Origin of the sequence: Amycolatopsis xylanica (assembly GCF_900107045.1) — a bacterium.
GTDB classification, from domain to species: domain Bacteria; phylum Actinomycetota; class Actinomycetes; order Mycobacteriales; family Pseudonocardiaceae; genus Amycolatopsis; species Amycolatopsis xylanica.
Map to the genome: position 1 here is coordinate 84,258 of NZ_FNON01000007.1, position 22,756 is coordinate 107,013.

Below are 22,756 nucleotides of genomic sequence, written 5' to 3' on the forward strand. Positions count from 1 at the left end.
CTCAGCGCACCCCGCGGATCGGGCGGACGAGCAGCGCCCCGATCAGCGCGACCGCGCCCGCGATCAGGTACAGCACCGTGTAGCTGCCCGAAAACGCGATCACCCCGCCCGCGATCAGCGGGGCGAACGCCTGCGGCGCGGTGTTGGCGATGTTGATGACACCCAGGTCCTTCGCGCGGTCTCGCGCACCGGGCAGGACCTGGGTGATCAGCGCGTTGTCGATGGCCACGTACACGCCATAACCGAGACCCAGCACGAAAGCCGCGGCCATCGCCGCCGGGAACGTGTGCCAGGCGGCGAGGATCAGCATCGCGATCGCGATCACCACGGACGAGACCACGACGAAGATCTTGCGCTTGCCACTGCGGTCCGACAGCTTGCCCGCCACCACACTGGTCAGCAGGATCCCGCCGGTGTACAGCAGCGTCAGCACGAACACGCCGCCGCCGGGGTCGGCGAGATGGACTACGTCACGCAGAAAATAGAGCAGGTACAGCGTCGCGATCGAGTTCGCGAGCTGGATGGCCAGGCGGGAGATCGCCGCCCACGCGAAGTCGGGATGACGGCGCGGGCTGATCCAGAACGAGCGGAACGTGAACACCGGGCGCTCCGCCGGTGTGAGCCGGTCATCCGCCGTGCCCAGCAGAAAGGGCGCGGTGAGCAGCACCAGAGCCAGCGCGACCACGAGGTAGCCGCCGGTCAGGTCCGGCACCACCGCGGTCACCAGGAAAACACCCAACACCAGGCCCAACGGCGCGGGCAGGCCGACGAAGGCCGAGACGACCCCGCGCTGGCGGACCGGCACCTGGTCGGGCACGGTCGCGCTCATCCCGGCGAACAGCGCGTTCTGCCCGGCCTGCGCGAGCGACCAGCACACCGCCACCACCGCGACACTCGCCGCGAACGGCAGCGCGACCAGCGACAAGGCGCACAGCGCGACGCCGCCCGCGATCCAGGGTCTGCGGCGTCCCCACCGCGAGAGCGTCCGGTCGGACAGCGCGCCCGCGACCGGGGCGGCGATGATCGACACGATCGCGGCGCAGGCGGTGACGATGGCCAGCCGCGTTTCCTTGCCGGCCGGGTCGAGCCGCTCGATCTGCGTGGGCAGCAGCACCTGGATCGGCGTGAGCACGGCGACCCAGAACCCCAGATTGGCCAGTGAGAGCCGGGCGATCCATCCGCGGGTGACCGAAACCGAGGGCTCCGCGAGTGTCGACATGGTCACGGAGCGTACCTGACGGTCCCGGATTCAGGCTTTAGCGAAACCGCCGCAGGCGCAACGAGTTCGACACCACGAACACCGAGGACAACGCCATCGCGGCGCCCGCGATCATCGGGTTCAGCAGGCCCAGCGCGGCCAGTGGCAGCGCGGCGACGTTGTAGCCGAAGGCCCAGCCGAGGTTGGCCCTGATCGTCCGGAAAGTGGCGCGGGACAAGCGGATCGCGTCCGCGACGGCGCCCAGGTCGCTGCGGACGACCGTCAGGTCCCCGGCGTGGATGGCGACGTCCGTGCCGGTGCCCATGGCGATGCCGAGGTCGGCGGTGGCCAGCGCGGGCGCGTCGTTGACGCCGTCGCCGACCATCGCGACGACGTGACCGCCGTCCCGCAGCCGCTTGATCACGTCGACCTTGCCCTGGGGGAACACGCCCGCGATCACCTCGTCGATGCCGACCTCGGCGGCGACGGCCCTGGCGACCGTCTCGTTGTCGCCGGTCAGCAGCACCGGGTGCAGGCCGAGCGCCTGGAATTCGCGGACGGCGCCCGCGGCGGACGGCTTGACCGTGTCGCCGACCGCGAGCACGCCGTACGCGCGGCCGTTCCAGCCGGCGAGCACCGCCGTGTGACCGTCCTGCTCCGCGCGGGCTCGCAGGTCCGCCAGGTCGGGGGCGATCTCGCCGAACAACTGCGGGCGGCCGACGATGACCTCGAGGCCGTCGACGACGCCGCGCGCGCCCAGTCCCTCGAGCGAGGTGAAGTCCGACGGCTCGTCCAGCGTGCCGAACTTCTCGCGCGCGCCAGCCGCGATCGCCTGGGCGACCGGGTGTTCCGAGGCGTGCTCGACCGTTCCGGCGAGGCGGAGCACCTCGGCCGGGTCGGCGCCGTCGGCGGTGTGGACGTCGCGCAGCGCCATCCTGCCGGTGGTGACCGTGCCGGTCTTGTCGAGCACGACCGTGTCGATGCGGCGGGTGGATTCGAGCACCTGCGGGCCCTTGATGAGGATGCCGAGCTGGGCGCCGCGGCCGGTGCCGACCAGCAGCGCGGTCGGCGTCGCGAGGCCGAGCGCGCACGGGCAGGCGATGATCAGCACGGCGACGGCCGCGACGAACGCGGGCTCGATGCCGTCGCCGAACGCCAGCCAGCCGCCGAGCGTGAGCAGCGACAGCGCGAGCACGACCGGCACGAACACCGCCGACACCCGGTCCGCCAGGCGCTGGACCTGGGCTTTCCCGGTCTGCGCCTGCTCGACGAGCTTGGCCATCCGCGCGAGCTGGGTGTCCGCGCCCACCTTGGCCGCGCGCACCACGAGCCTGCCGCCGAGGTTGACCGTGCCGCCGATGACCGCGTCGTCCTCGCCGACCTCGACCGGCACGGACTCGCCGGTGACCATGCTCGTGTCGACGCTGGACACGCCGCGCACGATCACGCCGTCGGTGGCGACCGTCTCGCCCGGCCGCACGACGAACTCGGCGCCGACGGCGAGCTCGGCGATCGGGACGCGGTGCTCTTCGCCGTCACGCAGGACCGCGACATCCTTGGCGCCCAAGGAAAGCAGCTCACGCAGCGCCGATCCGGCGCGGCGCTTGGCACGTGCCTCGAAGTAGCGGCCTGCGAGCAGGAAGGTGGTGACACCCGCGGCGACTTCGAGGTAGATCGCGGCGCCGCCGCCCGCGGACAACGAGAAGCCGTGTGTCATGCCGATCTTGCCCGCGCCGCCGAAGAACAGCGCGTAGAGCGTCCAGCCGTAGGCGGCGAGCGTGCCCATCGAGACCAGGGTGTCCATTGTGGACGTCCCGTGCAGTGCGTTCTTGAAAGCGGCACGGTGGAACGGCCACGCGCCCCACAGCACCACCGGCGTGGCGAGCAGGAGCGACGCCCACTGCCAGTACGGGAACTGCAGCGCGGGCACCATGGCCAGCACGAGCACCGGCCAGGCGAGCTGCGCCGAGACCAGCAGGCGGGTCCCGAGCACGTGCTCGGAGATCTCGTCGTCGGGCTGCTCGAGGGCGGCGGTGTAGCCCGCCTTCTCAACGGCGCCGATCAGCAGCGCCGGGTCGGTGCCGCGCGGCACCGAGGCGATGGCCTTCTCGGTCGCGTAGTTGACCGTCGCGGACACGCCTTCGAGCTTGTTGAGCTTCCGCTCGACCCTGGCCGCGCACGACGCGCAGGTCATCCCGCCGACGGCCAGCTCGATCTGTTCACTCGCCACCACACGGATGATACCCCTAGGGGGTAGCTCCCCTTACACGCTGGTCATGGCGATCGCGGGCTCGTCCAGGCTACCGAAGTAGAGCTTGCCGCCGTGCTCGCGGACACCGGTGAGCATGTGCCAGCCGTCGATCTCGCCCCTGAGCTCGCGTTCGACGGTGCCGTCCGCCGCCACGCCGAGCACGCCGACCTCGCGTTTCGGCGCGGGTTGCAGGCCCGGCGGCAGCGAGCGGACCAGCGAGCGCAGCGGCGACGGGAGCTTGCGGACGACGTCCAGCGCCGGCACCTTCGGGCTCGCCTGGGTGACCCAGATCAGGCCGTCGCTGCCGGTCGAGATGTTGTCGGGGAAGCCGGGCAGGTCGTCGAGCAGCGTGTCGACGGTGCCCGCCTTCTCGCCGGTCAGCCACACCCTGGTGACCTTGAACGAGCCGGTCTCGGCGACCGCGACGAACGACTCGTCCGGCGGCAGCGCGACCCCGTTGGCGAACTGGAGGCCGTCGGCGACCAGGTCGATCGTGCCGTCGGTGTCGCGGCGCAGTAGCCGCCCGCCCGCGGTCTGCTCGATGAGGTCGTCACGCCAGTGCGTGATCGGGAACCGGCGCGAGGAGTCGGTGAAGTAGATGGTGCCGTCCTGCGCGACCGCGGCGTTGTTGCAGAAGACCAGCTTGAGCCCGAGCGCCTCGGTGGCGAGCGTGGTGACCTTGCCGCCGTTGATGCCGACGGTCAGCAGGCCGAGGTTCGCGTCGCAGACGAGCAGCTCGTCCTCGCCGTGCAGTTCGAGACCGAGCGGTCGGCCACCGGTGTGCGCGATCTTCTCGATGCGCGAGCCGTCGGGACTGAGCCGGAGTATCCGGCCGTCCGCGAGGCCGGTGTAGACCTGGCCTTCGGCGTCGACCACGACGTCCTCCGGCCCGTGCCCGCCGACCGGGATGACCTTGACCTCGCCGAACCGCATCGGGTCCTCCTAGCGGTAAGTGAGCATCGCCGCTTGCTCCGCTTCGAAGTGCGGGTGCTCGTTGAACGACAGCAGTGTGACACCGCCACGACCGGAAATCAGCTTGGTGATCCCCCCGTTCACCGTGACGCGGTTCAGCTTCACCAGCCCGGCGGCAGGCGTGCCCATCAGCGCGCCACAGACCGTCGCGATCACGCCGCCGGAGGTGAAGACGACCGCGTTCTCGCCCTTGCCGAGCTCGGCGGCGAGTTCGTGCACCGCGGCGGTGACCCTGGACAGGAACGCGGGCCAGGTTTCCCCGCACGGCCCGGTTTCGCCCGCGTCACACCACGCGGTCAGCGCGACGTCGAGCGCCTTCTGGTAGGCGCGGGAATCGTCGCCCTGCTCGGCGCCGCCCGCGTGGTAGCGCGCGATCTCGACGTGGTCGTACTCGTTCCAGCGCGGATCTTCGACGACCTTCACGTCGCTGCCGAGCTCCTTGAGCGCGGTCGCGGCCGTGTCACGCTGACGGGCCAGCGAACCGGAGCGCGCCTGCGCGAACTCGACGCCGCGCCGCCTGAGTTCGGCTCCGACCACAATGGACTGCTCGAAGCCGCGCTCGGAGAGCTGGTCGTAGTCGGCGGCGCCGAACGAGGCCTGCCCGTGCCGGACCAGGTAGATCGCGCCCATTCACGCACGCCCCTTGCTGATGGTCTCGCGGCAGCGCCAGTCGAGATAGCCGACGAACTGCCAGTAGTCCTTGAAGCGGGGATTGTGCGTGTCCCCGTTGTGGAAGCGGTAGTAGATCTGCTGGATGACCACGGCCAGCCGGAACAGGCCGTAGACCTCGTAGAACCGCCAGTCCCCGATGTCGAGCCCGGTACGCCGCGCGTAGTGCTCGACGAACTCCTGGCGCGTGTACATGCCGGGCAGGTCGGTCGGCTGGCGGCGGCTGGCCTTCATGCCGTCGTCGTCATCGGCCTGCACCCAGTACGCGAGCGTGCTGCCGAGTTCCATCAGCGGATCGCCGAGCGTGGCCATCTCCCAGTCGAGCACGCCGATGATGTCGAGCCCGTCGTCGAGAATGAGATTGTCGAGGCGGTAGTCGTTGTGGATGAGGCAGATCTTGACCTCACCGGGCTGGTTCGCCGCGAGCCAGGCCATCACCTCGGTGAACTTGGGGACGTTCTCGGTGTGCGACCTGCGCAGGCGCTCCGACCAGCCGCGGATCTGGCGCTCGACGTACCCGGCGCCCTTGCCGAGGTCGGCGAGCCCGGCCGCCTCGATGTCGACGGAGTGCAGGTCGACGAGCCGGTCGACGACCTTGCCGCTCAACGCCCGCGCCGCTTGTTCGTCCAGCTGGAAGCCGTCCGGCAGCTCCCGCCGGAGGATGAGCCCGTCGAGACGGTCCATGACGTAGAAGTCGCCGCCGATGACCTCAGGATCGTCGCAGAAGGCCTTGACCTCTGGGACATAAGGGAAAACCGGCTTGAGTCCTTTTTGGACCCGATATTCGCGGCGCATGTCGTGCGCGGACGCCGCCTTGTGCCCGGCGGGCGGCCGCCGCAGGATCAGGTCGCGGTCCGGATAGGACAGCAGATAGGTCAGATTCGAAGCGCCGCCTGGGAATTGGCGCACCTCGGGCCTGCCGTCGACCCCGTCGACCCGGGACTGGAGCCAGACGTGCACGGCTTCGACGTCGAACGCGTCCTCGGTGCGGACGGCCACGGTCTTGTCGCTCATACGAGCTTCCGCATCACCGCGTCGGGCAGCACCCGGAAGACGACACTGAGCGGCGCCCACGGGAAGGTCGGCACATAGGCCTTCGCCTTCTCGGTCTCGATCGCCTTGACCAGCGCTTTCGCCCCGGTTTCCGCCTTGGCGACGAGCGGGTTCTTGCCGTCGCGCACGTTCATCCCGGACTCGATGAAGCCCGGCATCAGCGCGGTGACCTTGATCGGTGTCTTGGCCAGGTCGAGGCGGATACCGTCGGCGAGCGAGGACAACCCGGCTTTGGACGCGGCGTACGCGGTGGTGTTCCCGGCCATGCCGCGGAGCTTGGCGAACGACGACACCACGACGAGGTGCCCGTGGTTCTGTTCGCGGAAGATCTCCAGCGCCGCCTCGCACTGGGCGAGCGCGGAGACGAAGTTGGTCTCCAGCGTCTGCTTGTTGGCGTCGAACCGGCCGGTGCCGACCGGCTGGCCCTTGCCGATCCCGGCGTTGACGATCACCCGGTCCAGCCCGCCGAGGCGCTCGCGGAACTCCTTGAACGCGGCGAAGACGTCGTCGTGGTCGTTCACGTCGAGCCCGCGGGTGACCACGGTGGCAGGCTTGAGCTCGCCGGCGAGCGCGTCGAGCCGATCGGTCCGGCGGGCGCACAGTGCCAGGTTGCGGCCTTGCGCGGCGTACAGCCTGGCCATCCCCTCGCCCAGCCCGGAACTCGCGCCCGTGATGACGATGTTCTTCCGCATGGTTCAGCACCCTACCGCCTGGTAACAAACCTGACCAACCAGTCGGTATGCACGCCCGTACAGAAAGCCCGAAAGCCACTTCCGTCAGATGCGATCTGACGAAAGTGGCTTTCGGGCTTCTACTGGGTACTAGCTGCCGACGTAGAGCAGCTTGTTCGGGGTGCCCGAGCTCGGGTTGGTGATCTTGCCCGAGGTCGCGCTACCCGTCAGCGCCTCCGCGACCTGCGCGGGGGTGGCGTCCGGGTGCGCCGAGAGGTACAGCGCCGCGGCGCCGACCACGTGCGGCGTGGCCATCGAGGTCCCGCTGATGGTGTTGGTGGCGTCGTCGCCACCGATCCCCCAGCTGGAGGTGATCCCGACGCCCGGCGCGTAGATGTCCACCGTCGCGCCGAAGTTCGAGAAGCTGGCCTGCTTGTCGGTCTTGTCCGAGGCGGCGACCGTGATGGCCTCCTTGACCCTGGCAGGCGAGACCTTGCTGGCGTCCTGCGACTCGTTGCCCGCCGCGACGCCGAAGGTGACGCCCTTGGCGATGGCGCCCTTCACCGCCGAGTCGAGCGCGTCGTCGGCGCCGCCGCCGAGGCTCATGTTGGCCACCGAAGCGCCCTTGGCGTTGGCCGCGACCCAGTCGATGCCCGCGACGACCTGCTCGGTCGTGCCGCTGCCGTTGGCGTCGAGCACCCGGACCGGGACGATCTTGACGCCCTTGGCCAGGCCGTACTCGGTGCCGCCGATGGTGCCGGCGACGTGCGTGCCGTGACCCTGCTCGTCCGTCGGGTCGTCATCGTTGTCGATGAAGTCCTTGCCGCCGGAGACCCGGCCCCCGAACGTCTTGTGAGTCGCCTTGACACCGGTGTCGATGACGTAGGCGGTGACGTTGTCGGCCTTCGTCGCGTAGGTGTACTTGCTGTCCAGCGGCAGGTCGTGCTGGTCGACCCGGTCGAGCCCCCACGAAGGCGGGTTCTGCTGGGTGTCGGAGATGTGGAAGCGGCGGTTCTGCACCACATAGTCGACGGCCGGGTCGGCGGCGAGCCGCTTCGCCTCGGTCTCACTGGCGTGGATCGAGAAGCCGTTGAGCGCCGCGCCGAAGGTCCGGCCGACGTTCGCGCCGAACTTCGACGCGAGGTTCTGGGCCTGCGCGGCGAAACCGGCGTTCTTCAAGACGACGATGTAGCTGTCACTCACCGCGTCGGCGCCGCCCGCCGCACGGATCTGGCCTTCGGGCTGGGCCGCCAGTGCCGGTGCGGCGGTGGCCACCGCCACGGCCGCGACCGTGATCCCGATCGCCGCGCGCCGGTACCTGTGAGAGTTGCCCATTGGGTCCCTTTCTGCCGGAATGTCATGACGTTGCTGGCAGTCAGCCAATCGTGACTCTCGCGGCTGGGCAATGATTCACAGTTACCAGTACTAGGCCATTCGGAGTAGGTAATGACCACTCTTCGGGGTAACGGGTCCAGGTGATGAGCGTAGGCGGATCGTTACTTCAAACTGATAATGTTCTTCGTGTTGTTATCGAGCGGGGGGCGGTCGGCCAGCACATGAGCTCCGGGATCACCACGTTCGCCGCCGCTCTGCGGTCCGCGATCGAGGCGAGTGGACTCAGTCTCGACCGGATCCAGGCCCGGTTGCAGGCACGCGGCGTGTCCGTCAGCGTGACCGCGCTCAGTTACTGGCAGTCAGGGAAGCGGCAACCCGAACGAGCGAGTTCGTTGTCCGCCGTCCGCGTGCTCGAAGAGCTGCTGTCGATCCCGGCGGGCGCGCTGCTCGGCCTACTGCCGCCACCACGCCCCCGCGGCTCATCCTCCCGCAGAAACCTGCGCACCGCAGATCAGCCGCTGACGTTCCCCCGCGAAGAGCTCCAGGCGCTGCTGGAACAGGTCGGCGCGCCCGATGCGCTCGACCTGCGTCATCAGCTGAAACTGGTCGGTTTGCACGACCAGTGCGACATCGCGCCCGACGGCGGCCAGCGCGCCGTCACCGCCCGCGCGGTCTTCCAGGCCGACGCCGACGGCCAGGACCGCTGGCTGCTCGTCTACGCGCAGGGCGATCCCGACGCCGAGCCACCGTCGCTGGAGGCGCTGCGCAACTGCAGCGTCGGGCGCACGGCGGCGTCCGAGCACGGGCTGCTGGTCGCCGAGCTGCTGTTCGAGCGCGCGATCAATCGCGGCGAGACCCACCTCATCGAGTACTCGCTCGCCAACACCGGGCCGCCGTATCCGGAATGCCGCAACACGCACTACCGCGAGTTCCGCAGGCCGGTGCGCGAGTACCTGCTGGAGATCCGCTTCGACGAGGCCAACACCCCGCGCAAATGCTGGCAGTACTCACGGACCGGGCTCGCCGAAGACCGCCGGGAGCTTCAGCTGGACACCGCGGGCGGCGTGCACGCGGTCGCGCTCGACTTCGGCCCCGGCGTCTTCGGCATCGAGTGGGACTAAGAAAGCTTGCTGCGCAGGACCTTGCCGGTGGCGTTGCGCGGCAGTTCCTCCAGGAACTCGACCTCGCGCGGCACCTTGTAGCGGGCCAGGTTGGACTTGACGTACTCGCGCACGCCGTCGACGTCCAAAGTGGAGTCTTCGGTCCGGACGACGAAGGCCTTCAGCCGCTGGCCGAAGTCCGCGTCCGGGACCCCGATGACCGCCGCTTCCAGTACGTCCTCGCGCTCGACGAGCAGGTGCTCTACCTCGATCGGATAGACGTTCTCGCCGCCCGAAATGATCATCTCGTCGTCGCGGCCGTCGATGAAGAGCAGGCCGTCCTCGTCGAAGTGGCCGACGTCGCCGGTCGACATGAGGCCGTCGACGACCTCCTTGGTGCGGCCGTCGGTGTAGCCGCCGAACGACAGGCCGCTGCCCGCGAACACCCGGCCGACCGTGTGCGGCTCGGTCACCGGCTTGTTGTCCTTGTCGAACAGCGCGACCTTGCAGCCGACCGGCGCGCGGCCGACCGTGCCGGGCGCCTTGCGCCAGTCCTCTGGGGTCGCGACGGTGACCACCGCGACCTCGGTGGAGCCGTACAGGTTGTGGATGACGTCGCCGAACGCGGCGGTCGTGCGGTTGCCGAGATCCGGTGAGAGCGCCGAGCCCGCGACGAAGACGATCCGCAGCGACGACGTGTCGTAGCGCGCGAGCACCTCGGCGGGCAGGTCGACGATGCGCTGCAGCATGGTCGGCACCAGGACCAGCGAGGTGCACCGGTGCTCGGCGATGCCGCGCAGTGTCTCTTCCGGATTGAACTTGCGGCGCATTACCACGGTCGAGCCCAGCGCGAACGCCAGGATGAACTGGGACAGCCCCGTGCCGTGGAACAGCGGCGCGCCCATGAACATGGCCTCGCCGGAGCGCAGCGGGATGCGGTCGAGGAACTGGGCCGAGTGCAGCACCGAGGTCTCCGCGCGCGGGGCGCCCTTCGGCGTGCCGGTGGTTCCGCTGGTCAGCAGCACGAAACCGCCGGGCTTCGCCGGCGCGGGCCAGGCGCGGTCGTCGGTGCTGGCGATGAGCTCCTCGAGCACCGGGATGTCCTCGTCGGGGCGGTCGCCCTCGACCCACGCGAGATAGCGTTCGACGTCCGGGGACACCGCGTCGAGCAGGCCGGTGAACTCCTGGTCGTAGACGAGCGCCTGGACGCCCTCGCGCTTCGCGACGTCGGCGAGCTGTGGCTTGGCGAAACCGGTGTTCATCAGCAGCAGGCGGGTGCCGAGCTTGCCGGCGGCGAGCATGGTGACGACCAGCCCGCGGTGGTCGCGGCAGAGCGCCGCGATGACTGAGCCCGGCTTGATCCCGCGCTCCGACCAGGCCCTGGCGAGCGCGTTGGACCGCTGGTCGAGCTGCTTGAAGGTCAGCGGGCCGAGCTCGTCGACGATGCCGACGGCCTTCGGGTCACGCCGCGCGGCGATCTGGTTCGCGCCCGCGAACGGGCCGTACTTGCGGATCGCGACGACCGAGCGCAACCCCTCGTCCACCCGGGGAAACGGGACCAGCCCTGCCTGCCACATCACCTCGATGCTGCGGAGCGTCTCCGTCACCTTGCCGGCGATCTCGGACACGCTGGGCGGGTACTTCATCCGGGCACCTCCGTTGCTGCGGACCGAACGCGCACCCCATACCCGCGGTTTCGACGTACCGTCGGTATGGGGTTCCTTCCGACAGTAACCGACGGCCTGAACGAACGCATTAGGCCGTTCGCTGAATGTCAGGTCGTGATCATGCGCGGAAACTGTCGGTGGGCGGGCGCACAATGCTCAGGTGCGGGTGATCGCGGGAGTGGAGGAGGATGGACGATTCGCGTTAGCCGGGTCCGGACTGGACAGACGGGATCTTTCGGCGGAGGAGTTCGCGGCGGTCGCGGCGGAGATCGAGCGCGAGAAGGCGCCGCGCTGGGTGTTCCCCTCGGTGGAACAGACGTATCCCGTGCTGCTGCGGGCCGGGGTCCGGGTGCGGCGGTGCCATGACCTGGCGCTGACCGAGGGCCTGCTGCTGATGTACGAGGGCAGGGAGGCGGAGTCGCGCAGCCTGATCGCGGCGCTCGCGCGGCTTCGTGGTGAGGAGCCGCCCGCCGAGGGCCCGGCGCACGGCGAGGACAAGCAGCCCACGCTGTTCGAGACTCGCGGGCCGTCGCTGCCCGAGGGTGTCCGGGTGGTCGAGGCGGCGGCGCTGGTGCTCGACGAGCAGGAGCGGCGGACGAGCACCACGCTGCACCCCGACCGTTTGCGGCTGCTGTTCGCGGCCGAGTCGGCGAGCGCGCTGGCGGCCGCCGAGATGTCACTGGACGGGCTGCCCTGGCGCGCGGACGTGCACGCCACCCTGCTCACCGAGACTTTCGGTCCCCGGCTCCCCGCGGGACAGCGGCCGAAGCGGCTCGTCGAGCTGGCGGCGAAGATCAGCGAGGCGTTCGGCGGCCGCCCGGTCAACCCGGACTCCCCGCCCAGCGTGGTGCGCGCGCTCGCCCGCGCGGGCATCGAGGTCCCGTCGGCACGGGCGTATCTGCTGCGCGGCATCGACCACCCGGCCGTCGCGCCGCTGCTGGAATACAAGGAACTCGCGCGCCTGTACGCCGCGCACGGCTGGACCTGGCTCGACGAGTGGGTCTCCGACGGCCGCTTCCGCCCGGTGTACGTGGTCGGCGGTGTCGTCTCCGGCCGCTGGGCGAGCCGGGGCGGCGGCGCGCTCCAGATCCCGAAGACCCTGCGCGGCTGTGTCCGCGCCGACCCGGGCTGGAAGCTGGTCGTCGCCGACGCCGCCCAGCTCGAACCCCGCGTGCTCACCGCCTTGTCCGGCGACAGACGGCTGGCCGAAGTCTCCGGCTCGACCGACCTCTACGACTCGCTCGCCAAGGCGATGTTCTCCGGCGCCCGCTACGTCCCTCCCGCCCGAGACGACTCAGACGACCGGTCTCGCGCGAAGATCGCCATGCTCTCGGCGATGTACGGCGGCACCTCCGGCGAGGCGGGCCCGCTGCTCGCCTTGCTGCGTCAGCGTTTCCCGGACGCGGTGTCCTATGTGGAGCATGCGGCCCAGGCAGGCGAGCGCGGTGAGCGCGTCCGCTCCCGTCTCGGCCGCACCTCCCCCGCCCCGTCGGACGCCTGGCGCGCGCTCACCGGCGGCGCCACAGAGGACACCGCGACCGAGACCAAGGCCCGCCGCGCGTCCCGTGGCTGGGGCCGTTTCACCCGCAACTTCGTCGTGCAGGCGAGCGCGGCGGACATGACGGCCGTAGTACTGGCGATCCTGCGGCAAAATCTTCCTTCGCCCGCCCATTTGGTGTTCTTCCAACACGACGAGGTCTTGGTCCACGCACCCGAGGAATTGGCGGAAGAAGTCACCCACAAGATAGAAGAAAGCGTCACCGAAGCGGCCCGCCTGATGTTCGGCCCGTCGTGCCCGGTCCACTTCCCGCTGCACATCACCACAGTGGACAGCTACGCCGACGCCAAATAACCCGCGATTACCGATTTCCGACCGTCCGCTGGCGACATTCACCGGATCGGAAGACTTTTCGCCATTGGCGCTTCGCCAAGCCTAAACTCATGCTCGCCAAAGGAGGCGCACATGAGGAAGTTCCTTTGTGTACTGGCGGCAATGTCGCTCACGCTGGCCACCGCCACCGTCGCGCGAGCCGGCGTCGTGGTCATGAACTGGGTGCCGTCCTACACATTGTGCAAACTGGTCCCCGGTTCACTCTGCCTGAAAACCGCGGACGGCCACACCCTCGAGATCCTCGACGCGGACGTGACGCTCGGCCTGGCCGACTGCATCGACCTGCCCACCACACACGGCCCGTACGTCCGCGTTTTCGACAACCTCGAACTCGAGGCGATCGATCCCGCGCTGGTACTGCAGATGCGGACCGGATCCTGTGACGACGGCGAAGCCGACATCCTCGACACCGCCTTCGTCAACGCCGACACCTTCCTCATCGACCCGATCGAGGGCTCGGTGGCACTCGGCAAGGTGCCGATCGAAGACGACGCCACGGCCACGGACTTCACCGGCACAGGAGCCTGCGGCAAGCCGACCAAGAACACCGATCTCATCTTCGCGCTGCCCGCGTCGATGTTCGATCCCGCGCCGGGCGGCAACCCGAACACGAGCAGCCTGTGCGGCCGCAAGGCCAGGATCACCAACGGTTCGGAGTCGGTGATCGCCACCGTCGCGGACCGGTCCGACTCACCGCAGCCACCGGCCAAGTTCGGCGACATCTCACCACAGCCACCCGGCAAGTTCGGCGACATCGACCTCTCACCGGCCGCCTTCGACAAGATCGCCAACCGCGCCGAAGGCCGCGTCAAGGTCACCTGGGAGTTCGTCAGCTAAAGGGTCGTGAGTGTTGCGGCCGGTTAGAACCGGCCGCAACACTCACGACTCGGTTAACGGTTGTGGCGCTGTCCCTCGGCCATCTGATGCGCGAGGCGGTCGGAGCCGAGGCGCCGTGCCACCCGCGCGGCGGTCTGCGGGGCGATCGTGGCGAAGAGCGTCGACGCCTTGAGCGCGGGCGGCGCCACGTCGATCTCGGCCTTGTTGTCCCGGATCGCGCGGACGACCGCGGCCGCGACGTCCTCCGGCGTGCGGGTGCCGACCCCGGGCGGGAGCTGGGCGCCACCGTCGGCGAACATGCCCGCGTCGCGGATGAAGCCGGGGTTCACGCTGCTCACGCCGACACCGCGCGGGTTCCAGTCTTCGCGCAGGCCCAGCGCGAACCCGCGCAGGCCGAACTTCGTGGCGCTGTAGAGCGAACTCGCGGGTCCGGCGACCTTGCCGGACAACGACGAGATGAACACGATGTGCCCGCTCCCCCGCGCCAGCATCGGCTCGCCGAAGACCCGGCTGAGCACGATCGGCGCACGCAGGTTGATGTCGAGCGCCCGGTCGATCTCGCCGGTGGTGTACGACTCGAGCACGCCGCCGCCGGGCAGTGCCGCGTTGGCGACCACGATGTCGACGTCGCCGGTCTCCTTCGCGAGCCGTTCGACGTCCGCGGCGTCGGCGAGGTCGGCCGCGATCACCCGGCCGCCGATCTCGCCTGCCAAGCCCTCGAGCACCTCGGCCCGGCGGCCGGTGAGGATGAGCTCGGCGCCCTCGGCGCGCAGCCTGCGTGCGATGGCCTGGCCGAGCCCGCCGGTCGCGCCGGTGATCAGCACTGATTTTCCGCGAAGGTCCATGACGCGCATGTTACTCACGGGTACAAGCCGTGGGCGCTCCCCGCGAACCGGCCGAGTGTCCAGGCCATGGCGCGGCCGAACTGATCGAAGATGGTCTTGTTGACGTTGTCCAGCGTGTCGCAGAGCTGGTGATAGCAGTGATCCAGCATCTCGCCCTCGGTACCGCCGAACAACGCCACCCACTCGGCGGGCTTGAGCTTCTCCGCACCGCCATTGACGCCACCGGCCGGGATCCCGGCCGCCGCGAACGGGGCATGGTCGGACCGCCCGTCCAGCGCCAGCTCGACCGTCGGCAGTTTCCGCGCGGCGAAGTAGCCCTTGAGCAGCTCGGAAATGCGCGTCGAGCCCGGCGGTCCGGACTGTCCGTCGTAGACCTGACGGGCGAAGTTCGGCGAACCGATCATCTCCAGGTTCAGGTATAGCGCGGTCTGCCGCCGCTGCTCGGGGCTCAGCTGGTTGACGTAGTACTGAGAGCCGAGCAAGCCCTTTTCCTCGCCGGCCCACCAGGCGAATCGCACCCGGTTCTCGAGCGATTTCGCGTGCGGCGCCAGCCGGACGGCGGTTTCGAGCACCATGGCGGACGCGGCCGCGTTGTCGTTGACGCCGGGACCGGTTTCGACACTGTCGAGGTGCGCGCCCATGACGACCGTGCGCTCCGCGTCGCCGGTGGCGGTGTCGGCGATCAGGTTGAACGTCGTGGTGATCTTGTCGCGAGTACGCAGCTCGAGCAGCACGGTCACCGGAGAGGCGGCGGAACGCAGGTATTCCGCTTCGGCCCGGGACACCGTCGCGGTGGGAATCCGCGCGTCCGCGGGAGGCAGGATCCGATACCGCAGATTGAGCGCGGGGTTCGGCGAGTTCACGTTCATCAGCATGGCGACGGCACCCGCTCCCGAGGCCGCGAGCTGCTTCTCGCCGGTCGGGCAGCCCCCGATGTCGACCAGCACGATCTTGCCGGTGACGTCGGCGCCCGCGTAGTCCTCGGCGACGCACCCGGTGGACTTTCCGGTGGGCACAGCGAGCTGAGCGGTCAGTCCACCGTCCGGAGTGGACACTGACGAGATCGAGATCAGCGGGTGCAGTTCGCGGATCTCCGGCCCGATCCGCACCGCCTTCTCGGCGACCACCTCGTAGTCGGGGAAGCTGAATTCCTGGCGGTGGACCCGGTAGCCGGCACGCGTGAGCGTCTTCGTCACGTAGTCGGCACTCGCCTGATAGCCGGGAGAACCGGAAACACGGGTGCCGCCGTTGGCGAGCGTGGCGGCGGAGAGCACCTGGAGGTGGTGCCACGCGTGCGCGCCGCTGACCTCCCTCGCCAGGGTGTCCGCGAGCGAGGGGTGTGCCTCGGCGGGTACGGCGCAGGCCAGCGGCAGCAACGCGGCCAGCAGATACCGCTTGATCATGGCATCGAATCCTTTGCTCGGCGGGACTGGCGGGCGATGCCCCCGCGAGGGGCGGGGGCATCGCGGTGGCACGCGGTCACGCGTGCGTTCCCTTCGCCGGAGGCCAGAACGCCATGGTCGAACACCTCCCCTCAATGACAGTGCAACCAGGACAGGTCAGCGGGTTCAGCGAAACGCCGGGCGCCGGTCGATACGGAGCCGGTCACGCTCGGAAGCGAAGTGGTAGTCGAGCCTTCTGGTCGCCTCGGACCATTCGCGCATCGTGCGGATCCCCGAGAGGATCTCGGTGACCAGCGGGTCCGACCAGCGGGCCATCGAGCGTTCCCACAGCACTTCGCCCGGCTCGGTCAGCAGATTCCCGACCGTGCCTTCGTAGATCGGCATGCCACGCACTTCCCCGTCCGGTTCCACCACGAGCGGCCGGTAGTCGGGGTCGGCGGCGAGCTGGGCAGGATTCATTTGCAGGTCTAGGTTGTCGCGGCAGCTGACCCGGACCGACGGCGGCGCGAGTGCCTGCAGCCGCCGTGGCAATTCGGCGCCGCCGAGCGCCGCGACCTGCTCATCCGTCGGCAGTTCGTGCTCGGCGAAGCCGATCCGGCTGGCCAGCCCGGACGGGATGGCGGCGCCGATCGACAGATAGCCCAGGCGTCCGAACCGCTGCGGGATGGTGCTGCACAACAGGTCCAGATCATCGAAGTTGCTGCGGACGACCACGCTGTCGATGCCGAAGGTAAACCCCTCGCCCGGACTCGCGGCGTCGATCAGATGCAGCGCGGCGAGCGCGCGGTCGAAGGAGCCCTTCCGGCCGCGGATGCGGTCGTGCACCTCGGCGGTGGCGCCGTCGACGCTCACCGTGACCTCGTCGCAGACCCGGACGAGGTCCTCGACCATCGACGGCCGCAACGACCAGCCACCGGTGTAGACGATGACGTGGATGCCCGCGTTCTTCAGCCGTCCGGCGACCTTGAAAATGCCATCGACCAGCAGGGGTTCCCCACCGGCGAGCACCACGTTCTCCGGCCGCAGCGCGATGATCGCGTCGGCGACACGCAGCAGATCGTCGCCGCGCAGCTGGCGCGACGGGCGCCTGCCCGATTCCGAATAGCAATGCGTGCACCGCAACGGGCACGCGTACGTGACGTCCCAGATGATGTTGTTCGGCCCCATGCCAACCGATGATCCGACGCCCGCACGCCACGGGAGACCGGCGAAGGGCACGCCGATCGGGCGGCGAATCCTTCCCTAAAGGGTGGCGTCGTCGAGCGCGCGGATCACGCGTTTGAGCGACACCGGATACGCGGTGCCGAGTGTCTGCGCGAAGAAGCTGACCCGCAGCTCCTCGATCATCCAGCGCACGTCGCGCAGCGCGGCCGAGGAGGTGCCGGGCGGCTGGGCGTCGAGCGCCTTCTGGTACTCGCCGCGCAGCCATGCGATGTCGGCCATGCGCTGGAGGTCGCGGGTCGGGTCGGTCGGCAGTTTCTCCAGGCGGCGCTCGATGCCTCGGAGGTAGCGCGTGACGTTCGCCAGCCGGTCTTGGCCGGTTTCGGCGAGGAAACCCGGGTGTACCAAGCCTTTCAGCTGAGCGCGGATGTCGGCGAGCGACTCCGCGGGGCCGCGGGTGTCGGCGAGGCGGGTCTCGACGTCGTTGGCCGCGCGCAGGATGCGCTCGGCCTCGAAGAGCACCGTCAGCGTCCCGGCGTTGAGCCCGGCGCGGACTTTCTCTTGCAGCGTGGCGAAACCGGCCTCGTCCCAGACCGGGCCGCCGTTGTCGGCGACGAGCTTGTCGATCGCGGTGTCGACGCAGTCCTCCAGCAGCGCCGCGACGCTGCCGTGCGGGTTGCGGTTGAGGACGAGCTTGGCCTGGTTGTTCAGGTTGCGCACGGCGTACTTGACCGGCGAGGGCACGTTGAGCCGCAACATCTTGCGGGTGCCGGCCCACATGGCGTGCGCCTGCTGGGCCGGGGTGTCGAGCAGGCGGACGGCGACCGTCTCGCCTTCGTCGACCAGTGCCGGGTACGCCTTGACGTCGTGGCCGCGTTGCTTGCCAGCGAAGACGCGGGGCAGCTCGCCGAAGGCCGGTTTGGTCAGGCCTGAGCGTTCGACGTCGCTGGCGGCGGCCGAGATCGATGCGCGGACCTCACCGCTCAGGTCGCGCTTGAGCGCCTCGATGTCCTTGCCTTCGGCGACCTTCTTGTTCTTGTCGAGCACACGGAAGGTGATCTTCAGGTGCTCCGGCACGGCCGAAAGCTGCCACGCGTCGTGCGGGATGGCGACGCCGCGCAGTGCTTCGAGCTCGTCGGCGACGACGTCGAGCAGCGGGCCGTCGGCCGGGCCGACGCGGGAGAGCACGAGCTTCGCGTGGTCGGGCGCCGGGACGAAGTTGCGGCGGATCTGCTTCGGGAGCGACTTGATCAGCGAGGTGACGAGTTCCTCGCGCAGGCCTGGTACCTGCCAGTCGAAACCGTCTGCGGTGACCTGGTTCAGCACCGCGAGCGGGATGTGCACGGTGACGCCGTCGGCGTCCGCGCCGGGCTCGAACTGGTAGGTCAGCTTGAACGTCTGGCCGCCGTGGCGCCACATGTCCGGGTAGTCGTTCTCGCTGACATCGCCCGCGGACGAGTTGATCAGCATGTGCTTTTCGAAGCTGAGCTGATCGGGCTGCTCGTGCCGGGCCTTCTTCCACCAGCTGTCGAAATGGCGCGCCGACACCACGTCGGCCGGCACGCGCTGGTCGTAGAACTCGAACAGCGTCTCGTCGTCGACGAGGATGTCGCGGCGGCGCGCGCGGTTCTCGAGGTCTTCTACTTCTTCGAGCAGTGCGCGGTTTTCGGCGAAGAAGTGGTGGCGGGTGGTCCAATCGCCGTCGACGAGCGCGTGGCGGATGAACAGCTCGCGGGACAGCTCCGGGTCGATCCGGCCGTAGTTGACGCGGCGGTCGACGACCAGCGGGACGCCGTAGAGCGTGACCTTCTCGATGGCCATCACCGCGCCCTGCCTGCGTTCCCAGTGCGGCTCCGAATAGGACCGTTTCACGATGTGCCCGGCCAGCGGTTCGATCCACTCCGGCTCGACGCGGGCGTTGACGCGGCCCCAGAGTTTCGACGTCTCGACGAGTTCCGCCGACATGACCCAGCGCGGCTGCTTCTTGAACAACGCCGAGCCGGGGAACACCGAGAAGCGCGCGCCCCGCGCGCCGAGGTAGTCGCCCTTGGCCGGGTCCTTGAGGCCGATGTGGGACAGGAGCCCCGCGATGAGCGAGGTGTGCACGTGCTGCGGGTCGGCGTTCTCCGAGTTGAGCGTGATGCCGAGCGGCTTCGCGAGCTGGCGGAGCTGGCTGTAGATGTCCTGCCACTCGCGCACACGCAGGTAGTTCAGGTACTCGTTGCGGCACAACCGGCGGAACTGGTTGCTGGACAAGGCTTTCTGCTGCTCTTTGAGGTACTCCCAAAGATTCAGGTAGGCCAGGAAGTCCGAGGTCTTGTCGACGAACCGGGCATGCTTCTCGTCGGCGGCCTGCTGCTTCTCCGCCGGGCGCTCACGCGGGTCCTGAATGGACAGTGCGGCCGCGATGATCATGACCTCGCGCACGCAGCCGTTCTTGGCGGCCTCCAGCACCATCCGCGCCATGCGGGGGTCGACCGGGAGCAGCGCGAGCTTGCGGCCGATCTCGGTGAGGCGCTTGCGGTCGTCGGTCGCCTCGGGGTCGAACGCGCCGAGTTCCTGCAGCAGCTGAATGCCGTCGGTCACCTGGCGGCGGTCCGGCGGCTCGACGAACGGGAACGCGGCGATGTCGCCGAGCCCGAGCGAAGTCATCTGCAGGATGACCGAAGCGAGGTTGGTGCGCAGGATCTCGGGATCGGTGAACTCGGGACGCGCGTCGAAGTCGTCCTCGGAGTACAGCCGGATGCAGATACCGTCCGAGGTCCGTCCACATCGGCCTTTGCGCTGGTTCGCGGACGCCTGTGAGACGGCCTCGATCGGCAGGCGCTGCACCTTGGTCCGGTGGCTGTAGCGGGAGATCCGCGCGGTGCCCGGGTCGATGACGTACTTGATGCCCGGCACGGTCAGCGAGGTCTCGGCGACGTTGGTGGCGAGCACGACGCGGCGTCCGCTGTGGCGCTGGAACACCCGGTGCTGATCGGCGGACGAGAGCCGCGCGTACAGCGGGAGGATCTCGGTGGAGCGCAGGTCCTGTTTGGACAGCGCGTCGGCCGTGTCGCGGATTTCCCGTTCCCCGGAAAGGAAAACGAGGATGTCGCCGGGTCCTTCGACCATCAGCTCGTCGACGGCGTCGCAGATCGCCTGCGTCTGGTCGCGATCGGGGTCGCCGTCGGGATCGTCCGGGTCGACGATCGGGCGGTAGCGAACCTCGACCGGGTAGGTCCGGCCCGACACCTCGACGATCGGCGCGTCGCCGAAATGCTTCGAGAAGCGCTCCGGGTCGATGGTCGCCGAGGTGATGATCACCTTGAGGTCGGGGCGCCTCGGCAGGAGCTGCTTGAGGTAGCCGAGGATGAAGTCGATGTTGAGGCTGCGCTCGTGCGCCTCGTCGATGATCAGCGTGTCGTACTGGCGCAGCATCCGGTCGGTCTGGATCTCGGCCAGCAGTATGCCGTCGGTCATCAGCTTGACCAGCGTGTTCTGCCCGGACTCGTCCGTGAACCGCACCTTGTAGCCGACTGTCTGGCCGAGTTCGGTGTCCAGCTCACTCGCGATGCGCTCGGCCACCGTGCGGGCGGCGAGGCGGCGGGGCTGGGTGTGCCCGATCTGGCCGCGGATGCCGAGGCCGAGTTCGAGGCAGATCTTGGGCAGCTGGGTGGTCTTGCCCGAGCCGGTCTCCCCTGCGACGATCACGACCTGGTGGTCCCTGATGGCCGCCGCGATGTCGTCCTTGCGCTGGCTGACCGGCAGTTCTTCGGGATATTTGATCGTCGGCACGCTCTCGCGCCGGTTCCGCACCCGCAGCTCGGCCGCCTCGATGTCGGCGGTGATCTGCGCGGCGACCTTGTCCTTGTCACGCGCGCCGCGGGCACCGTCGAGCCGCCGCCGCAACCGGTGCTGGTCGCGCGACATGAGTTCGGGCAGGCGGGCGCGCAACGCGCCGAGCGGGGATGGAGTGGACATACTTGGGCCAAGGATAGCGGTGCGTGACCGGCACGGCCTCTGAATATGCCCGAGGCGACAGCAGGGGACTCATAATCCCTTGCTGTCGCCTGGTCACTACGGCTGTGCGGGCTGCTGCGGCAGCGGAGCCTGCTGCGCGGCGGCGGCCTTCTTCTTGTTGTTCATGACGACGGCCGCGACAACGAACAGCACGCCGACGACGCCGACGATCGAGCCGATGGCGGGCTGGTAGTCCTCGGCCCACATCAGGATCTTGAACTGGTAGTCCGAGTAGTGGAAACCGACCGAGCCGAAGCCGATCACGGCGAGGAAGATACCGAGTCTGAGCATGACGAACACACCTTCACTGAAGTAAATGACGAAAGTTCCCCAGGCCGTCCCCGTGCGGCCCCCAGCGGGGAAGCACGGACATTAGCCCATGGTGGAGGTTTCCGTATCCGATTTGAGGAAATTCACCGAAGGTCAGCGCGCGGTCACACTCGGCGCAGGTCATCAGGGGTGAGTTCGGCCAGGCTCCGGTGCCCCGAGAGCCCCAGCGTCAGGTCGGTGTCGGCGAGCAGGCTGCGCAGCACGTGGCGAACCCCGGCCTCACCACCGTGCGCGAGTCCGTACACCCACGGGCGGCCGACGAGCACGGCCTTCGCACCGAGCGCGATCGCCTTGAGCACATCGGCGCCGGTGCGGATCCCCGAGTCGAACAGCACATCGAGCTGATCCCCTACGGCGGCCGCGATCTCCGGCAACGCGTCGAGCGACGCGATCGCCCCGTCGACCTGACGTCCCCCGTGATTGGACACGACGATGCCGTCGACACCCTCGTCGGCGGCGCGGCGCGCGTCGTCGATGTGCTGGATGCCCTTGAGGACGATCGGGCCGTCCCAGTGCTCGCGCAGGAACGACAGCTGATCCCAGGTGTGGTCGGTGCCGGTGACCATGCCGATCCAGCGCAGGATCGCGCTCGGCTGGTCCTCCTCCGGCGTCTTCTCGAGCAGGCCGCGGAACACCGGGTCGCTGAACCCGACCGCGCAGCCCTCGCCCTGCAGGAACGGCAGGTACGCCTGATCGAGGTCGGACGGGCGCCACGCCAGCGTCCAGGTGTCGAGCGTCAGCACGAGCGTGGTGAACCCAGCGGCCTTCGCGCGCGTGAGGATGCTGGCGCACACGTCGTGATCACTCGGCCAGTAGAGCTGGAACCAGCGCGGGCCGTCACCGTTGGCCTCGGCGGCGTCCTCGATGCTCGTCGACGAGGCAGTCGAGAGAATGAAGGGCAGGCCGAGCGACGCGGCAGCCCGCGCGGTGGCTTTCTCCGCCTCGGGATGCACGATCGACTGGACGCCGACGGGCGCGACGAGCACCGGGCCTGGGAGTTTCGTGCCGAGCACGGTCGTGGAGAGATCGCGTTCGGTCGCACCGGTGAGCATCCGCGGGACGATGCGCCAGCTGTCGAAGGCCGCCCGGTTGGCGCGCGCGGTCGCGCCGGAGCCGGCGGCGCCCGCGACGTACGAGAACGGACCGGGGCCGAGCAACTCCTTCGCCGAGTCCTCGAGCTTGGTGGCGTCGGTCGAGCAGAGTGGCAGTGTGCCGCCGAAGCCCTGCAGGTAGATCTCGTTCTGGTAGCTGCCGAACCGCTCGGTCACCGATGCCTCCTCGGACTGTCTCGCGCGACTCTACTCGCGGGTAACTCGCAGTGGAAACCTTCGCTTTCGGGGTCTGGGCGGGGCTGCGAGAGCGGCAGCCATC

Annotated in this window: 17 protein-coding genes; 3 read left to right on the forward strand and 14 right to left on the reverse strand. The window is 69.1% G+C overall.

Annotated elements, in window-relative coordinates; translation table 11 throughout:
* Window position 1: 1 nt before the first annotated feature.
* From BLV57_RS29880 to BLV57_RS29910, 7 genes are all read right to left on the reverse strand, one after another.
* Window positions 2-1,219 carry an MFS transporter gene (locus BLV57_RS29880; RefSeq protein WP_091295051.1) on the reverse strand — a complete coding sequence of 406 codons (1,218 nt, stop codon included), beginning with the start codon at window positions 1,217-1,219 and terminating at the stop codon, window positions 2-4.
* A gap of 37 nt (window positions 1,220-1,256) precedes the next feature.
* Window positions 1,257-3,428, reverse strand: coding sequence for a heavy metal translocating P-type ATPase (locus BLV57_RS29885; protein WP_425426054.1), 2,172 nt, complete (start codon window positions 3,426-3,428; stop codon window positions 1,257-1,259).
* A 33-nt stretch (window positions 3,429-3,461) separates the two neighbouring features.
* Window positions 3,462-4,382, reverse strand: coding sequence for an SMP-30/gluconolactonase/LRE family protein (locus BLV57_RS29890; protein WP_091294420.1), 921 nt, complete (start codon window positions 4,380-4,382; stop codon window positions 3,462-3,464).
* Window positions 4,383-4,391: 9 nt separating this feature from the next.
* Window positions 4,392-5,051, reverse strand: a complete 660-nt coding sequence (locus BLV57_RS29895) for a histidine phosphatase family protein (RefSeq protein ID WP_091294422.1) — start codon at window positions 5,049-5,051, stop codon at window positions 4,392-4,394.
* Window positions 5,052-6,104, reverse strand: a complete 1,053-nt coding sequence (locus BLV57_RS29900) for a phosphotransferase family protein (RefSeq protein WP_091294423.1) — start codon at window positions 6,102-6,104, stop codon at window positions 5,052-5,054. It lies immediately after the preceding gene.
* Complete coding sequence (locus BLV57_RS29905) at window positions 6,101-6,835, reverse strand: SDR family oxidoreductase (protein WP_091294425.1); 735 nt, start codon at window positions 6,833-6,835, stop codon at window positions 6,101-6,103. The genes BLV57_RS29900 and BLV57_RS29905 overlap by 4 nt, the downstream gene beginning before the upstream one ends.
* 129 nt (window positions 6,836-6,964) lie before the next feature.
* The gene (locus BLV57_RS29910) at window positions 6,965-8,149 is read right to left on the reverse strand and encodes a S8 family peptidase (protein ID WP_091294427.1); all 1,185 of its coding nucleotides are present in this window, start codon (window positions 8,147-8,149) and stop codon (window positions 6,965-6,967) included.
* A gap of 221 nt (window positions 8,150-8,370) precedes the next feature.
* Here BLV57_RS29910 and BLV57_RS29915 point away from each other — a divergent pair, with 221 nt between their 5' ends.
* Window positions 8,371-9,270, forward strand: coding sequence for a hypothetical protein (locus tag BLV57_RS29915; protein WP_091294428.1), 900 nt, complete (start codon window positions 8,371-8,373; stop codon window positions 9,268-9,270).
* On the opposite strand, the gene BLV57_RS29920 is transcribed toward BLV57_RS29915, so the two are convergent.
* Entirely contained in the window at window positions 9,267-10,895 is a 1,629-nt protein-coding gene (locus tag BLV57_RS29920) for an acyl-CoA synthetase (protein ID WP_091294430.1), read from the reverse strand. The genes BLV57_RS29915 and BLV57_RS29920 overlap by 4 nt on opposite strands.
* Window positions 10,896-11,076: 181 nt before the next feature.
* On the opposite strand from BLV57_RS29920, the gene BLV57_RS29925 reads away from it, so the two are divergent.
* Together BLV57_RS29925 and BLV57_RS29930 are read left to right on the forward strand one after the other, a co-directional pair.
* Complete coding sequence (locus BLV57_RS29925) at window positions 11,077-12,768, forward strand: bifunctional 3'-5' exonuclease/DNA polymerase (protein WP_091294432.1); 1,692 nt, start codon at window positions 11,077-11,079, stop codon at window positions 12,766-12,768.
* 111 nt (window positions 12,769-12,879) lie between these two features.
* Complete coding sequence (locus BLV57_RS29930; protein WP_143047178.1) at window positions 12,880-13,644, forward strand: RlpA-like double-psi beta-barrel domain-containing protein; 765 nt, start codon at window positions 12,880-12,882, stop codon at window positions 13,642-13,644.
* 53 nt (window positions 13,645-13,697) lie between these two features.
* Here BLV57_RS29930 and BLV57_RS29935 read toward each other — a convergent pair whose 3' ends face one another.
* The 6 genes from BLV57_RS29935 to BLV57_RS29960 all read right to left on the reverse strand — a co-directional run bounded on the left by BLV57_RS29935 (window position 13,698) and on the right by BLV57_RS29960 (window position 22,653).
* On the reverse strand, window positions 13,698-14,489 hold the full coding sequence (locus BLV57_RS29935; protein WP_091295055.1) for an SDR family NAD(P)-dependent oxidoreductase: 792 nt from the start codon (window positions 14,487-14,489) through the stop codon (window positions 13,698-13,700).
* A 14-nt stretch (window positions 14,490-14,503) separates the two neighbouring features.
* Entirely contained in the window at window positions 14,504-15,892 is a 1,389-nt protein-coding gene (locus BLV57_RS29940) for a M28 family peptidase (protein ID WP_091294436.1), read from the reverse strand.
* Window positions 15,893-16,057: 165 nt separating this feature from the next.
* Window positions 16,058-17,059, reverse strand: coding sequence for a radical SAM protein (locus tag BLV57_RS29945; RefSeq protein ID WP_091294438.1), 1,002 nt, complete (start codon window positions 17,057-17,059; stop codon window positions 16,058-16,060).
* Between the two features lie 75 nt (window positions 17,060-17,134).
* Entirely contained in the window at window positions 17,135-21,016 is a 3,882-nt protein-coding gene (gene hrpA / locus BLV57_RS29950) for an ATP-dependent RNA helicase HrpA (protein WP_091294441.1), read from the reverse strand.
* 96 nt (window positions 21,017-21,112) lie between these two features.
* Complete coding sequence (locus BLV57_RS29955) at window positions 21,113-21,346, reverse strand: hypothetical protein (protein WP_091295058.1); 234 nt, start codon at window positions 21,344-21,346, stop codon at window positions 21,113-21,115.
* A gap of 143 nt (window positions 21,347-21,489) precedes the next feature.
* Complete coding sequence (locus BLV57_RS29960; protein ID WP_091294443.1) at window positions 21,490-22,653, reverse strand: lactate 2-monooxygenase; 1,164 nt, start codon at window positions 22,651-22,653, stop codon at window positions 21,490-21,492.
* Window positions 22,654-22,756: the final 103 nt, after the last annotated feature.

Coding starts and splice junctions, on each gene's coding strand:
- BLV57_RS29935 (WP_091295055.1), bottom strand. CDS start 14,489: ATGGACCTTCGCGGAAAATCAGTGCTGATCACCGGCGCGACCGGCGGG.
- hrpA (WP_091294441.1), bottom strand. CDS start 21,016: ATGTCCACTCCATCCCCGCTCGGCGCGTTGCGCGCCCGCCTGCCCGAA.
- BLV57_RS29945 (WP_091294438.1), bottom strand. CDS start 17,059: ATGGGGCCGAACAACATCATCTGGGACGTCACGTACGCGTGCCCGTTG.
- BLV57_RS29880 (WP_091295051.1), bottom strand. CDS start 1,219: ATGTCGACACTCGCGGAGCCCTCGGTTTCGGTCACCCGCGGATGGATC.
- BLV57_RS29930 (WP_143047178.1), top strand. CDS start 12,880: ATGAGGAAGTTCCTTTGTGTACTGGCGGCAATGTCGCTCACGCTGGCC.
- BLV57_RS29920 (WP_091294430.1), bottom strand. CDS start 10,895: ATGAAGTACCCGCCCAGCGTGTCCGAGATCGCCGGCAAGGTGACGGAG.
- BLV57_RS29895 (WP_091294422.1), bottom strand. CDS start 5,051: ATGGGCGCGATCTACCTGGTCCGGCACGGGCAGGCCTCGTTCGGCGCC.
- BLV57_RS29940 (WP_091294436.1), bottom strand. CDS start 15,892: ATGATCAAGCGGTATCTGCTGGCCGCGTTGCTGCCGCTGGCCTGCGCC.
- BLV57_RS29955 (WP_091295058.1), bottom strand. CDS start 21,346: ATGCTCAGACTCGGTATCTTCCTCGCCGTGATCGGCTTCGGCTCGGTC.
- BLV57_RS29905 (WP_091294425.1), bottom strand. CDS start 6,835: ATGCGGAAGAACATCGTCATCACGGGCGCGAGTTCCGGGCTGGGCGAG.
- BLV57_RS29890 (WP_091294420.1), bottom strand. CDS start 4,382: ATGCGGTTCGGCGAGGTCAAGGTCATCCCGGTCGGCGGGCACGGGCCG.
- BLV57_RS29915 (WP_091294428.1), top strand. CDS start 8,371: ATGAGCTCCGGGATCACCACGTTCGCCGCCGCTCTGCGGTCCGCGATC.
- BLV57_RS29910 (WP_091294427.1), bottom strand. CDS start 8,149: ATGGGCAACTCTCACAGGTACCGGCGCGCGGCGATCGGGATCACGGTC.
- BLV57_RS29900 (WP_091294423.1), bottom strand. CDS start 6,104: ATGAGCGACAAGACCGTGGCCGTCCGCACCGAGGACGCGTTCGACGTC.